This is a genomic window from Streptomyces caelestis, from assembly GCF_014205255.1.
In the GTDB taxonomy this organism is placed as follows: domain Bacteria; phylum Actinomycetota; class Actinomycetes; order Streptomycetales; family Streptomycetaceae; genus Streptomyces; species Streptomyces caelestis.
In genome coordinates, this window is record NZ_JACHNE010000001.1 from 8445226 (window position 1) to 8459688 (window position 14463).

Consider the following 14463-nt stretch of genomic DNA (forward strand, 5'->3'; position numbering starts at 1 on the left):
CCACTCCTGTGTCTGATGGCCGAGCTACATGGATGTCGGTGGTGCGCTCACCTGGCCTGCGACGGTGCCGGCCGCCCGCTCGCCTTCACGCTCGCGTGCGGCCCACCCACGTCCTGGGCGACAAGGGCTACGGCTCCAGAGCAATCCGCGGTGGCTCCAGCTCGTGGGCGCTTTACTGCTCCCGGGGGCCCTGACCGTCACCTGTCGACGAGTCCCCTGGGCGGGCTGTCACGGCGCCATCTCGTACGACCCGGACAGTGCCGCCACACGCTCCCAGACGCGCCCCGAACGCGCTTCGTCGACGACGGGACGCCGGACGGCACCGAGCGCCCAGCGCTGCTGATCCACAGTGGCGGAGTCCTTGCCATGCAGTTCGACGGCGAAGGCGGAGAAGTCGCGGACGAGGACGGAGAACAGCTCGTCGAGCACATCCTCGTCAAGGTCCGTCAGACGGGCCTGCTCCAGGATCAGTTGGCCGTGCACCACCAGCGCGAACAGCTGGCCGACGGCGAGGAGAAGATCGAGGTCGCGGCTCTGCTCCTCGTCGGGGGCCGCGGTGGCGACGAACTCGCACAGGGCGTCGGCCTGCTCCCGGAAGCGGGCGACGTTCGGCACCCCGGCGTAGGCGTCGTAGGCGGGGCGCCAGTCGTGGAAGCGCACGGAGCCAAGGCCACGGGCCGGTCCCTGCGCGAAGAGGAACGCGTCGTCAGCCGCGTCGAGGCGGGTCGGCACGGCCGCGAACTCGGCCGGGTGCAGGAGGTGGTTGCGCATGAACTTGAGGATCAGCGCGAGGTTGACGTGCACCGTGCCCTCGAGCTTGGGCAGCCCGCGGATCTCGACGGCGGCCTGGGCGAAGTAGGTGTCTTTTTCGAATCCCTTGGCGGCGATCACGTCCCACATCAGGTCGATGACCTTCTCGCCCTCCGTGGTCACCTTCATCTTCGTCATCGGATTGAACAGCAGATAGCGGCGGTCGTCCGACGAGGCAGAGCGGAAGTAGTCGACGGCGCGGTCGCTGAACAGCTTCATGCCGACGAGGCGGACGTACGCGTCGGCGAGCTCGCGGCGCACGTGCGGGAAGGCGGTGACGGGGCGGCCGTACAGGATGCGGTTGTGCGCGTGGGTGACCGCCTCGTACATCGCGTGCTCGCAGATGCCGATCGAGGCGGTGCAGAGGTTGAACTTGCCGACGTTGACGGTGTTGAGGGCGGCGTCGAAGGCGGCGCGACCCGTGTGCAGGACGTCGTCCGGACCCACCGGGTAGTCCTCGAGACGGAACTCGCTGACGTACTTCGAGGAGTCGACGACGTTCTTCACGAGGTGATAGGCCGGGTGGCGGCTGTCGGCGGCGAAGAAGACGTAGCCGTCGGGGCCCTCGATGTCGGTGCGTCGGCCGAAGACCGAGACGAGCCCGGCGGCATTGCCGTTGCCGATGTAGTACTTGGAGCCCGTCGCCCTGAAGCCGCCGTTGTCGTCCGGCGTCAGCAGCATGTCGGTGGAGTAGATGTCGGCGCCATGGGCCTTCTCGGAGAGACCGAAGGCGAACACCTCACCCTGGGCGAGGAGTTCCGCCGCGCGAGTACGAGCTGCGGTGTTGTCGCTCTGCCAGACCGGTCCGAGGCCGAGGATGGTCACCTGCCATGCGTACCAGTAGTCGAGACCGTAGAACCCGAAGATCTCGTTGAGGGCGGCGATCCGGGCTGTGTCCCAGCGCTGGTCCTTGTGTCCGGCGGCGGACGCCGGGGTGAGGAAGGTGGCGAACAGTCCTTCCTTGGCTGCGAATGCGAGGAAGTCGGCCAGCCATGCGCGGGAACGGTAGTCCTCGATGAGCCTGCGCTTGCCGCGGTCCTCGAACCAGTCGACGGTGGCACGCAGCAACCTGCGGGTCTCGGGGTCGAACTGCGCCGGGTCGTAGGTACGGGGGTTGAAGAGGAGAGGGTCGGCCATGGAGGTCCGCCTTCCGAGGGTTGAGGGTGGAGGGTGCAGGTCCGAAGGTTGAGGGGCGCGGGCGGTGGTGGCCGGCACTTCAGGCGTGCGGCTGTGACGTGCCGAGCCGGCGGAGGGTGGCGAGGACGTCGTCGAGCCAGGCGATCGTCATCCGCTCGTACGCGATGCCGCCACGCAGCACGACGTGCTGCAGTTCCTGACCGGCGTCGAGCGGGGTGGGGGCCGCCGGGCCGGTGAAGTCGCGCAGCTCCCCGGCCAGATAGTGCGCGAGCCGGTCGATGTGCACCTGGCGGTGCCGTTCGACCTCACGGATCAGCACAGACGGGTCGTCAAAGGCCGCGCCGCGGATCTTCACGGCGAGTTCGTGCCGCATGCTCTCGGGTTGGATCGATTCGTGCAGCCACTCAGAGAGGGCGGCTCGGCCGGGACCTACCACGGAGTACTCCTTCTTGTCCGGTCGGCTCTGCTGCGAGAGTTCACGGACGGCGAGCAGGCCCTCGCTCTCCATGCGCTTGAGAACGCGGTAGATCTGCTGGTGCGTGGCGGTCCAGAAGTATCCGATGGACCGTTCGAACCGCCGGGCCAGCTCATAGCCGGAGCCCGGCTTCTCCAGCAGGGAGACGAGGATCGCGTGCTCGAGGGCCATGCCCCGATCCTTCTATGCAACTCGTTGCATAGCCAAGTGGTACCGCCCAGGTGAGACAGGGCTCACGCGGGGCGGCGATGGACGGCTCGCGCACCACGCCCGAGTGGATCAGTCTTCCCTCGACCGTCTCACCCGATGGCCGAACTCCTCACCACAGGTCGATGAACATAGTTGACATCAGTGCAGGTCACGAACGTTGGCTAGTGCCAACTAGCGGTCGTGGTCACAGTGTCGTGACGAGGATTTTTCGTTGGCACGGAACCGACAGAGTCGGCTGGTGACCGAGCGCATGGTCCAGCCGTCCCTGCCGACCCGAGATCAACTCGACACTGGTCAGCCCGGCGTCGCTCCCGAGCTCGCGCGGGGGGGCTTCTCGCGATCGAAGACACTTGGCGAGAGGCGCCCAATGTGCCCGCTGAGCTGCGGAAGCTGGTATTTGACGCTGCCCTGCGGCGGGCCTGAGCCTGGTCTGCCGTCACACTCTCAGACGGAACTGCGGGCCTCTTCGTAGTCCGGCTCCGATATCGGGCCCTTCTTCTTTCCGACAGCAGGCAAGGTGATCAGCAGCACGACTGCTCCGAGGAGTGCGATGACCGCGATCCAGCCCGCGCCTACGTGCATAGCATGGACAAACGCATTATCAGCGGCCTGAGCAAGAGTGGGCCGGTGGACAGCGGTGGCGACGTGGCGGGCCTGTTCGGCGGAAACTCGCGCCTGCTCCTGCACCGGACCGGGTGCACCCTCCAGCGAAGGTCCGATCGCACGTCGGTACTCGATCGACATGATCGTGCCGCCTACGGCGATTCCGATCACACTGCCGGTTTGTCGCACGGTGTTGGTGACGGCTGATCCCGCACCGGCCTGTTCCAACGGCAGGTCGCTGATCAATGCGGCCGTAACGGGGCCGATCACCATGCCGATCGAGAGACCCTGTATCAACAACAGAATCTCGATCCAGACAAGTGGAGTTTGGAGTCCGAGGAACCCGTATCCGCCCATGGTCAGCGCAGCCACGGTTAGCGCGGGCACGGTGACAAGCCGTAGTGGCAGGCGGCGAACCAGGCGCGAGGCAAGGGGCGCCCCCGCGAGCGCGCCGAGTGCGGTCGGGATATTGGCCAAACCCGCCTTCATCGGTGAAAATCCGAGCGCGCCTTGCAGGTAGAACGCGTTATAGAAGGTGATGGCGGCGACAGCGAAGAGCAGCAATCCGAGCGCCATATTGCCGCCACCGAATGTGCGTTGCGCGAACAGTCGCGGATCAAAGCTGGGCACCTTGAGACGCAGTTCGACGAGTACGAAAACGGCCAGCAGAACCAGACCGACAACGATCGGCGCCCAGACGTCCGTACGACTCCACACCGCCACCTGCCCCGCCTGGATCAGCCCGTAGGCTAACGCCACGAGCCCACTGATCGACAGCAGCATTCCAGCGGGGTCCAGTGGTCGCGGAGTGGGGCTGCGGAAATTCGGAACCAGCACGGCGAGCCCGACCAACGCCGATGCCGCGACCGGAACATTGATCAGAAAGACCGAGCCCCACCAGAAATGATCGAGCAGGAACCCCGCCAGCACCGGGCCGGCAGCCATTCCGACACCGGCCGATGTCGAGAAAACGCCGATCGCGGCAGCCCGCGCAGGACCGGTAAAGGTCCACATAAGGATGGCCATCATGGCGGGCGTGATCAGCGCGCTGCCCACCCCCATCGCAGCTCGAGCTGCAATCAGCTGGCCCGCATCGCTTGCGTACGCCGCCCACAGCGAGGACCCGGCGAAGATCATCAGCCCACTGGAAAACACAGTTCGGTGACCGAACCGATCGCCCAATGCGCCCGCAGTGAACATCAGTGTGGCGAAGGCCAGAGTGTACGAACCGGTCGCCCATTGCAGCTGACCAGGATTGGCGCCCAGTCCACGGACCGGGTCTGCAAGGGTCTCCAGCGTAGTACTCAGGACGGTATTTTCTATCCAAATCAGCAGTGAACACAGCATAAGAATGGCAAGAATCAACTGCTGCCTGGATTTCGGTAACGTTGGAGGCGCGGTCATGAACACCTTCGGATATCGATCGGCGGGAACCTGAACGACTGGACCATAAGCAAACTCCACGACGCCGTCAAGCTTGGAGTTTCTTGTCAATGCTGTTGCGGTCGAACGGACTGTATGCCCTCTGCCGGATTTGCGGACTGAACAATTTTGTGCCCTCTGGCGGATTTGCGAGTTGACGGATTTCATGACTTCCGGAGGGTTGCGACTGGGCGGATTTCATGCCCTCCAGTGAGCTGCCGCACCGCGTCCTGCGCCTCAGCTCGGTGCCCACGCCAAACCGCAGCTCCTGCCCGCCCAAGACTGTCGGAACACTGGCACTACAACGGCTAACACAATGAGCTGAGTTGCCGGTGAGTGATGAGGCAACAGGCGAGTTTGAGGAGCGCCTCGTGGATGTCGGCCTGCCTTTCCCAGCGCACCCGGAGACGTCGGAAGCCGTGCAGCCAGGCGAACGTGCGCTCTACCGCCCAGCGGTAGACACCCAGTCCGCTGCTGTGGGGTGTGCCGCGGCGGGCGATGACGGGCAGGACTCGGCGGGCACGAACCTTGTGGCGGTGGATGCCGTGGTCGTAGCCGCGGTCGGCAAAGAGTGAGTCAGGCTTGTGGTGAGGATGACCGCGAGAGGAGTGCCGCACCCGTCGGTGATCAGGTGGTGTCTGGAGCCGGCCCGGCCCCGGTCGACCCACGGACCTGTGTGGATCCCCCTGTCAGCGCTCGCACGTGGCTGGAGTCGACAACGTAGCGCGACCATTGCCCGACCCGAAGCCCATCTTGGTGGGCAGGTACTCCCACTGAATGCCGGTGTGCAGCACGTACAGGATGCCGCAGAGAACCTTCCGATCCGGCACGGGCTTGCGTCCCGGATACCGGAACCGCGGCTGCTTGCACAGGAGCAGCGGTCCGATCCGCTTCCACAGCTCATCCGACACGATCCATGGTGACGCCCCCACGTGATCAGAATGCTCAGCCCCCTGCGGACACCACAGCCAGGGCCAAGGCGCCTCACCGCGTTGCGCGTTGTTAGCTGGAATGCGGCATCACCCGTGAAGGGCAAGGGTGCTGTCGCGGATCTGCCAGCCACCTCTCGATGAGGCCTGCTGGACTGATCGCGAACGCGCTGCCTTTCACAGGACGGGACGCCATGCAGGCAACCACTACCGCTTCAGTCAACGGCAAACTCTTACCCCCTCGGTCCCCGCTGATGGGGTGGCTGGCCGTGGTCTCGGTGATGCTGGGAATCTTCGTCATCGTCACCACCGAGATCCTGCCGATCGGTTTGCTGACCTCGATCGGATCCAGTTTCACCGTCTCGGACGGGATGGCTGGACTGATGATGACCATGCCGGGCTTCCTGGCAGCGATCGCCGCTCCACTGGTCACCGTGGCCACGGCACGCTTCGACCGCCGACTGATGCTGTGCGTCTTCATGCTCTTGCTGGCACTGGCGAACTTCCTTGCCGCCGTGGCACCCGACTACTGGCTCGTATTGACCTCCCGGATCATGGTCGGGATCACGATTGGCGGCTTCTGGTCGATCGGAGCCGGGTTGGCGGAGCGACTGGTGCCGCCGAGCTCGGTCGGCAGGGCAACTGCTGTGATCTTCTCTGCCGTCCCGCTGGGATCCGTCCTCGGCGTGCCGACGGGCACCCTCATCGGAGATCTCGCTGGATGGCGAACGGCCTTCACCGTCATGGGAGTTCTGACGGTCGGCGTACTGGTCATGCTGCTCTTGTTCGTGCCGCCGCTTCCTCCGGTCCAGGCCACACGGCTGGGAGTGCTCAACGGCATGTTCCGCAGCGTCAACACTCGCTTCGCACTCCTGCTGACGTTCCTTGTTGTACTGGCTCACTTCGGCACCTACACCTACGTGACACCCTTTTTGGAACAGGTCACCCACGCCAGCGGTGGTCTGATCACTACATTCTTGCTGCTCTACGGTGCCGCTGGCATCCTCGGCAACTTCCTGGGCGGCGCCTGGGTGGCCCGGTATCCGCGGACCGTCTTCGGGCTAGCGGCCGCCCTGATCGCCGCGGTGACCCTCCTGCTTCCAGCGCTGGGCCGCTGGGAGACCGGCGCAGTGATGCTGCTGATCGTGTGGGGCATCGCGTATGGCGCCGTACCAGTCGCGTCGCAGACCTGGTTCTCCAAGGCGGCACCGCACGCCCCGGAAGCTGCATCCGTCGTGTTCACCGCCTCCTTTCAGGCAACCATCTCGATGGGTGCACTCGCAGGGGGAGTCATCCTGGACCGCACCTCTCCGTCCGCGGTCATGCTGCTAGGTGGTTGCACCGCAGTGCTCATGGTCCTGGCAGTAGGGGCACGTCCCGTCGGGCCGGACTGCAACGAGCGGTCCTGAACACACAGAGGTTCTCCCACGGATGCTTCTGTCGAACGCTCAGGAGATGAATCTGGATCGCTACTCAGCGACGAACGGTGCGTATCCAACCTGGACCTCGCTCACCTGGAGGTCAGAGAAGAGCAAGGTCAGGTTGTGCGTGTTGGTCTCAATGCGCACCTCGTGGAAGTCGATCCCGAGGGCCTTCGACCAGCGTCGCGTCGCCTCCGACGAGGGAAGGAGCTTGGCGCCTGGGTACAGGCAGTGCCACTTCACACCCCAGACGTAACCGTCGAGGTCGGCACCGCTTGCGTGGTCGATGAGCCGGTCGTCCAAAGAGACCCGCCAGGTCTCAGCCGGCACTGACGTCTCGCACCGCTCGGCGATCAAGGGGGCGAGGATGCAGCCTCATCACCTCTGATCAAGCTGCCTCGAACCTCCAGCGCTTCGGCACCGGTCTGCTGCGGCTGCCGACCTGGCCGACGGATCGCCGGCACACACTGCCCGGCACCTTCTTCCCGACCAGCCCGGAATCGGATGGGTCACGGCCGGGAAGCTCCTCGCCCGGAAGCGCCCGCGGTTGCTGCCCGTCTACGATCAGGTCGTTCGATGCGTCCTCGGTCGGCCCAAGTCGTTCTGGCTCGGCCCGCATGCCGCGCTGCGTGTCGACAACTGGGCGCTGCATCACGATCTGATGGCCCTACGGCAGGCCGCAGACCTCCCCGAGACCGTCAGCGCGCTGAGGGTCCGTGACGTGGTGCTCTGGATGCATCACCGTACGGATCATCAGCAGGGGAGCTGTACCGGGGCCTGAAGTCCGTCGGCCGCGCACGAGGGAGCCTTACGCCCGGAGGACAGCTGGATCCCCTGCTCCCCCGCACGCCGGAGGGGGGCCCGGGACGCTGATCACTGGAGCGATCCCGCATGACATCGGATACGCGCCCGTGATCAAGGACACGGGGTTCCACCCCCTCGACGGCGCCCGCTTCCTGCGGGGCCACGAGCACACCGACGACCTGGTGGTGCGCCTCGTGGGCAACCCCTCCTTCGAGAACCGTCCCCCCTCCAGCCTGCACCCCCCAGCCTGCGTACCCGGAACCATCAACCGCGGCATCGCAACCACGACCGCGGCAACCGAATCCGCGCAACACGCACAGGCGCACGTACCGACCAGAAGGACGATCAGTCCGCAGGCCGTCCGGGTCAGCGCAGCGAGAACGTCGACAATCTCTGGCCCTCGCTCAGCACGAGGTACACGTCCTGGCGCCCCTTCGCGGCGGCGGACAGAGAGGCGTTCACCGTCTCGTACGTGTACACCGACCCCGTTCCGGACGCCTTCGCCGTGCCGATGAGCGTACCGGTCGGCGAGCCGAGCCGTATCTCGACCTTCCCGGCTGCTCCGGCCACCCGCGCGCTGAACTTCGCCGCGCCGGAGCCCAGTTGGGCATCGGCGAACTTGAGCCAGGCCCCGTCGGCCGAAGCGCCCACCGCGGTTCCGCGGACCTTGGACTCGTCGACCAGCCGCACACCCTCGTAGTCGTCGAAGTTCTCGGCCCGGGTCGGCCGTGAGAGATCCCGGGCCGGTATCGTCTCGCCGCGCACCTTCAGGGACGTACGGGAGCGGATGTCCTCGGAGGACGCGCCCACGAGGACGTCGTACGTGCCGCTCTCCACCACCCACTTGGAACGGGTGACGTCCCAGTGTGCGAGGTCCTTCGTCGTGAGCCTCAGCTTGACGGTTTTCGTCTGGCCCGGTTTGAGCGAGACCCGCTGGAACGCCTCCAGCTGTTTCAGCGGCTGTTTGTCGCGTGAGACGCGCTGGTGGGTGTAGAGCTGCACGACCTCGTCCCCGGCACGCTTGCCGGTATTCGTGACGGCGACCTCGTACCCGTCGTCGAAGCGCTTCAACTTCCCGTAGCGGAAGGAGGAGTACGAGAGTCCGTAGCCGAACTCGTAGAGCGGGTCACCCTTGAAGTACTGGTACGTGCGGTCGTGCTTGATGTTGTCGTACTCCAGGATGGAGGGGAGGTCGGCCTCCGACTCGTACCAGGTCTGGGTGAGCCGTCCGGCCGGGTTCACGTCGCCGAAGAGGACGTCGGCGAGGGCGTTGCCGGTCTCCTGGCCAGCGTGGGTGGTCCACAGGAGGGCGGGGACCTCCTTCTGGAGGGCGCCGAGGGTGGTCGGGTAGCTGTTCTCGACGACCACGACCGTCTTCGGGTTGGCCGCTCGCACCGCCTTGACCAGGGCTTCCTGGGACGGGGCCAGGCCCATGTCCTCACGGTCGTCGTTCTCGCGGCCGTTGATCGCGGGCATGGAGCCGACCACCACGACCGCCGCGTCCTTGTTCTTCACCGCCGCCACGGCCTCCTCGACGCCGCTGCGGACGATGTCCTTGGTGTAGCGCGCGGCCTCGGCCTTGGTGACCAGGCCGAGGGTGCCGTCGTCGCCGGCCGGGCCGAGGTAGACCGGGTTGGACCACCAGGGCTCCCGGGTCTCGTAGCCCGCGTACCGCAGCAGGTGCGTGCCGTCGGCCTGCGCCTCCAGCGCGAACTGCTGCTGCACGAACCAACCGTTCGGCTGGGCCTGGTCGTTGACGAAGTTCGACCAGTTGTAGCCGACGTACTTGCCGTTCGCGGCCGACCGCAGGGTCACGATGCCGGAGCCCCAGTCGAACACGTCGAACTGGGCCTCGGCCCCACTGGACGCGCTCTCCTTCAGCACTTCGCCGTCGGCGTCCGTCCCCGCCGTCACGTACGTCCCGCTCTCCGCGTTCTTCAGCGTGATCCGGTCCACGCCTTCGCTACTCGCGACCGACGTGCCGAGTTTCGCGGCGATGCCCTCCTTGGGCGTCACGGCGTACGGCAGGGTGCCCGAGTACCAGTCGGTGTAGAGGGTGTCGGCGAGCGGGCCCACGACCGCCATGTCCTGGGACGCGGAGGACTTCAGGGGCAGGGTGGCGCCCGAGTTCTTCAGCAGTACCGCCGCATCGGCCGCCGCCTTCCGCGCGAGCTTCTGATGGGCCGGGCTGTTGATGACGGACTTGTCGATGGAGCCGTATTTTCCGCCGCCCGGGTCGAATTCACCGAGCCGGACGCGGATGCTCAGGATGTGCCCGGCCGCCGTGTCGACGTCCGACTCCTTCAGCAGGCCTGTGGACACTGCCGACTTGATTGCCGTCGTGGTCCGCACGGAGTTCGTGTCGTCCGTTGTGAAGCTGTCGATACCCGCCTTCAGCGTGGCCGCGTTGCCCTCGGTCAGGGTGGCGTAGTACTTCTGACTGCCGGTGCCGGTCAGGTTGTTGGGCGCGTGGGCGTCGGTGACGTTCAGAAGGTCGTGGGAGGTCCAGGTGCGTACGTCGTCGAGCGCCGGATCGACTGTCGCCGGGCGGCCGTTGACGAGGTTGTACGACGACATCACGCCGGTCACCGCGTCCGCCTCGATCGCCGGTCTGAAGGCCGGCTCCTCGTACTCCTTCAGCACGCGTGGGCGCAGGTCGGATGAGGTGGTGGTGCGGTCCACCTCGTTGTTGTTGCCGAGGAAGTGCTTCAGCGTGGGCGCCGTCTTGAGGTGGTCGGGGTCGCCGCCGGTGAGGCCGGTGCCGTACGCGATCGCCATCGAACTCGTCAGGTACGGGTCCTCGGAGTAACCCTCCTCGTTGCGGCCCCAGCGCGGGTCACGCAGCGGGTTGACCACCGGGGCCCACAGGTTGAGGCCCCAGCCGGCCGGGCGCTCCTGCTGGAAGCCGCGCGCTTCGTCGCCCACCGCCGCACCGACCTTTTTCATCAACGCCGGGTCCCAGGTCGACGCGAGGCCCACGGCCTGCGGGAACACGGTGGTCTCGCCGAGCCAGGCGACGCCGTGCAGGGCCTCTGTGCCGGTCTTGAACGACTGGATGCCGAGGCGGGGGATCGCGGGCTGGTACTGGTGGAGCAGGGAGATCTTCTCGTCGAGGGTGAGGCGGGCGAGGAGGTCGTCGACACGGCGGTCGACGGACAGCTTCGGGTTGCGGAAGGCGTACGAGGGGTCGTCCGCCGCGGCCGTCCCCGTGGCCGTGACGCAGAGTCCGGCGATCAGGGTCAGGCCCAGGGCCAGGGCGGGGACGCCCCGTCCCACGGTGGTTCTGCGTCTTCTCTTGCCTTTCATGGCACGGCTCCTTCAACTAGGGCCTTGCTTCGGGGCTTGGACAAGATTGCTTCCGTGGGGGGAGTGGGGCGGGGGGTGGTTCAAGGGCGGGGCATGGTGCTGGCCCGCGCGGTCAGCCGCGGTGACAGCAAAGTCACCTCCGGTGCGGTACCGCCGCCGAGTTTCTTCATCAGCAGGTCCACCGCCCCGGCGCCCGCCTCGGCGGCCGGTATGGCGATCGACGTGACGGGGACGCGGGCGCGCTCGGCCAGTTCGTCCGGGCAGATCGCCGTGACCGACAGATCCCCCGGGACCCGTAGGCCGAGCCCCTCGAACGCGTCGATCAGCGGCTCCAGGATCGGCTCGTTGTGCACGACGACACCAGTCAACGCGGGCCGCTCCCGAAGGAGTTGCTCGGCGACCTGGCGGGCCGCCGCAGGCGTCGACTCGCAGGGGTGGACCGAGGAGGACAGCCCGTTCCGGTCGGCCGCGGCGGTGAAGCCCTGGACCAGGCGCTGGGCGAACCCCGTCTCCCGTACGTACACCTCGGGCGGCGAGCCCACGAGCCCGATCACCCGGTGCCCGAGCCCGGCCAGATGCTCGACGCACAGCTCACCCGCCGCCCTGAAGTCCAGGTCGATGCAGGTCAGCCCATCGGGCGACTGAGGGAATCCGATCAGTACCGAGGGCCGTTCCAGGGCGCGCAGCAACGGCAGCCGAGGATCGTGGAGTTGGAGGTCCATCACGATCAGCGCGTCGACCAGTGCCGTGTCCGCGACGCGCCGCAGCCCCGCTTCACCCTCCTCCTGCGTCAGCAGCAGCACGTCGTGGTCGTACTGACGGGCGGAGGTCACCACCGACACCGCGAACTGCATCACCACCGGCACATGGATGCCGGCCCGTAGGGGAATCACCAGCGCCAGCACGTTCGACCTGCTGCTCGCCAGCGCCCGGGCCCCGGCGTGCGGACTGTAGCCGAGCTGGCGGATGGACGCCTCGATGCGCCGCCGGGTCTCCTCGGAAATCGGGCGCTTGCCGCTCAGGGCGTACGAGACGGTGCTGGGGGAGACCCCGGCGTGCCGCGCCACATCGGTGATCTTGACCATCAGCCGAGCTCCACCGTCAGGAATCCCGTGCCGGCCTTCGCCCGCACCTCACGCCCGCCCGAGGCCAGCCCCCAGGGCACCGAGGGGTCGCTGCAGGAAGCCCGCAGCGTGTGCCCTTCGCGGACCACGGTGAAGGTCACGTCTCCCACGGGCACCGTCACCTGGGCGCCACGCCCGAGCTCGTACGCGTGCAGGGTGACGCCGTCGGCGTACGCGTAGTCGGGCCGGTCCTCCACAGCCCCCACCGGGATCACCGCACCCGGCCTGACCAGCAGCGGAACGCTCAGGAAGCCGTGCCGCTCGCGTACCCAGCGCGGGCCGGTCACCGGCTGCCCGCTGAGGAAGTGGGTCCAGGTGCCGTCGGGGACGTAGTACGAGACGTCTCCCTCGTCGGAGAACACCGGCGCGACCAGCAGGTCGGGGCCGAGCATGTACTGCCGTTCCAGATGCGCGCACCCGGGGTCGTCCGGGAACTCCAGGACCATCGCGCGCATCATCGGCACGCCCTCGGTGTGCGCGGCCCGGGCGGCCTCGTACAGGTACGGCATGAGGCGCAGCTTCAGGCGGGTGAAGAGGCGCAGGACGTCCACGGCCTCCTCGTCGAAGAGCCAAGGGACGCGGTAGGAGGAGCTGCCGTGCAGCCGGCTGTGCGAGGACAGCAGGCCGAAGGCGATCCACCGTTTGAAGAGGGCGGGCGTCGGTGTGCCCTCGAAGCCGCCGATGTCATGGCTCCAGAAGCCGAACCCGGACAGACCGAGGGAGAGCCCGCCGCGCAGCGACTCGGCCATCGACTCGTACGTCGCCTCGCAGTCGCCGCCCCAGTGCACGGGGAACTTCTGGCTGCCCGCCGTCGCCGAGCGGGCGAAGACGACGGCTTCGGACTCACCCCGGTGCTTGCTGAGCACGTCGAAGACCGTGCGGTTGTACAGGTACGAGTAGTAGTTGTGCATCCGCTCGGGGTCGCCGCCGTCCGCGTACGCGACATCGAGCGGGACCCGCTCCCCGAAGTCCGTCTTGAAGCAGTCGACGCCCTGCGCGAGCAGCGCCTCCAGCTTCGACGCGTACCACTGCCGGGCGGGCTCGCTCGTGAAGTCGACCAGGGCCATCCCCGGCTGCCACAGGTCCCACTGCCAGACACCGCCGTCCGGCCTCTTCAGCAGATGCCCGAGGGCCTTGCCCTCCGCGAAGAGCGGTGAGCGCTGCGCGATGTACGGGTTGATCCATACGGAGATGCGCAGGCCGCGCTCCTTGAGGCGGGCCAGCATCCCCTCCGGGTCGGGGAAGACCCGCGGATCCCATGCGAAGTCGCACCAGTTGAACTCGCGCATCCAGAAGCAGTCGAAGTGGAAGACGGAGAGCGGGAGTTCACGCTCCTTCATGCCGTCGATGAAGGAGGTGACGGTGGTCTCGTCGTACGAGGTGGTGAAGGACGTCGACAGCCACAGCCCGAACGACCAGGCGGGTGGCAGCGCCGGGCGGCCGGTGAGGGCCGTGTACTTGCGGAGGATGTCCTTCGGGGTCGGACCGTAGATGACGTAGTACGTCAACTGCTGTGTCTCGGCGCTGAACTGAACCCGGGACACCGCCTCCGAGCCGACCTCGAACGACACCCGGCCCGGATGGTCGACGAAGACGCCGTAGCCCGCGTCCGTCAGGTAGAACGGCACGTTCTTGTACGCCTGTTCCGTGGCCGTGCCCCCGTCGGCGTTCCACATGTCGACGACCTGGCCGTTCTTGACCAGCGGTCCGAAGCGCTCGCCGAGCCCGAAGACCTGCGTGCCCACGCCGAGGTTCAACTGCTCGCGCAGATAGTGGCCGCCGGTGCCGGCGTCCCGCATGATGCCCATGCCCTTGGGGCCGCTGGAGGTGAGGGTGCGGCCGTTCGCGAGGAAGTCGACGTGCCAGGGCCCTGTGCGGCTCACTTTTATGGACAGGGCGCCCGCGGTGAGGGTCGCGGACTCCTCGTCGTACCCGGTGTGAGCCGTGAACTCCTGTTTGCTGAGCTCGAATTGGGGCCCGTGCGGCTCCTCGCCCTCGAAGTGTGTGAACGTGACGCCGATGACGTCCGGCATGGGCGCGTGCGCGCTGATCGTCACGACCGGTCCCTTCAGCAGGTCGCCGCGGTGGCGGATGGGCTGGGTCGGCGCATGGATCTCCAGGGTGCCGGACCCGTCGGTCACATCGAGGACCTCGACCGGGTGGGCCGCGGTCACGCCCTCGCGCAGCAGCCAGTAGCCATCGGTGAACTTCACGCCCGTACC

7 protein-coding genes and 3 pseudogenes are annotated in these 14463 nt (G+C 67.0%); 2 read left to right on the forward strand and 8 right to left on the reverse strand.

The features are described 5' to 3' along the window. Positions 1–228: 228 nt before the first annotated feature. The 4 genes and pseudogenes from HDA41_RS38260 to HDA41_RS38275 all read right to left on the reverse strand — a co-directional run bounded on the left by HDA41_RS38260 (position 229) and on the right by HDA41_RS38275 (position 5556). Positions 229–1947, reverse strand: coding sequence for an acyl-CoA dehydrogenase family protein (locus HDA41_RS38260; RefSeq protein WP_184992316.1), 1719 nt, complete (start codon positions 1945–1947; stop codon positions 229–231). Between the two features lie 79 nt (positions 1948–2026). Then, positions 2027–2593, reverse strand: a complete 567-nt coding sequence (locus HDA41_RS38265; RefSeq protein WP_184992318.1) for a PadR family transcriptional regulator — start codon at positions 2591–2593, stop codon at positions 2027–2029. A 483-nt stretch (positions 2594–3076) separates the two neighbouring features. Continuing rightward, a complete protein-coding gene (locus HDA41_RS38270) occupies positions 3077–4699 on the reverse strand; it encodes an MFS transporter (RefSeq protein WP_230299712.1) in 1623 nt (540 codons plus the stop codon). A gap of 266 nt (positions 4700–4965) precedes the next feature. Further along, positions 4966–5556: pseudogene (locus HDA41_RS38275) on the reverse strand (transposase). Between the two features lie 224 nt (positions 5557–5780). On the opposite strand from HDA41_RS38275, the gene HDA41_RS38280 reads away from it, so the two are divergent. Further along, entirely contained in the window at positions 5781–6995 is a 1215-nt protein-coding gene (locus HDA41_RS38280; protein ID WP_184992321.1) for an MFS transporter, read from the forward strand. 60 nt (positions 6996–7055) lie between these two features. Here the strand turns inward: HDA41_RS38280 and HDA41_RS38285 are convergent. After that, a pseudogene (locus HDA41_RS38285) lies at positions 7056–7361 on the reverse strand (YxiG-like protein); the annotation flags it as partial. A gap of 79 nt (positions 7362–7440) precedes the next feature. On the opposite strand from HDA41_RS38285, the pseudogene HDA41_RS40710 reads away from it, so the two are divergent. Beyond that, positions 7441–7788: pseudogene (locus tag HDA41_RS40710) on the forward strand (DUF6308 family protein); the annotation flags it as partial. A 389-nt stretch (positions 7789–8177) separates the two neighbouring features. On the opposite strand, the gene HDA41_RS38290 reads toward HDA41_RS40710, so the two are convergent. The 3 genes from HDA41_RS38290 to yicI all read right to left on the reverse strand — a co-directional run bounded on the left by HDA41_RS38290 (position 8178) and on the right by yicI (position 14454). Further along, on the reverse strand, positions 8178–11117 hold the full coding sequence (locus HDA41_RS38290) for a glycoside hydrolase family 3 protein (protein ID WP_184992323.1): 2940 nt from the start codon (positions 11115–11117) through the stop codon (positions 8178–8180). 80 nt (positions 11118–11197) lie between these two features. Continuing rightward, positions 11198–12202: a LacI family DNA-binding transcriptional regulator gene (locus tag HDA41_RS38295; protein WP_184992325.1), complete on the reverse strand. Its 1005-nt coding sequence runs from the start codon at positions 12200–12202 to the stop codon at positions 11198–11200. Next, positions 12202–14454 (reverse strand): alpha-xylosidase, encoded by a 2253-nt coding sequence (yicI, locus tag HDA41_RS38300; protein ID WP_184992332.1) that lies wholly within the window; start codon positions 14452–14454, stop codon positions 12202–12204. Before yicI ends, HDA41_RS38295 begins: the two co-directional genes overlap by 1 nt. Positions 14455–14463: the final 9 nt, after the last annotated feature.

Bases quoted from the DNA above. Each gene is read 5' to 3' on its own strand.
- HDA41_RS38295 (WP_184992325.1), bottom strand. From the start codon at position 12,202: ATGGTCAAGATCACCGATGTGGCGCGGCACGCCGGGGTCTCCCCCAGC.
- HDA41_RS38260 (WP_184992316.1), bottom strand. From the start codon at position 1,947: ATGGCCGACCCTCTCCTCTTCAACCCCCGTACCTACGACCCGGCGCAG.
- HDA41_RS38265 (WP_184992318.1), bottom strand. From the start codon at position 2,593: ATGGCCCTCGAGCACGCGATCCTCGTCTCCCTGCTGGAGAAGCCGGGC.
- HDA41_RS38280 (WP_184992321.1), top strand. From the start codon at position 5,781: ATGCAGGCAACCACTACCGCTTCAGTCAACGGCAAACTCTTACCCCCT.
- HDA41_RS38290 (WP_184992323.1), bottom strand. From the start codon at position 11,117: ATGAAAGGCAAGAGAAGACGCAGAACCACCGTGGGACGGGGCGTCCCC.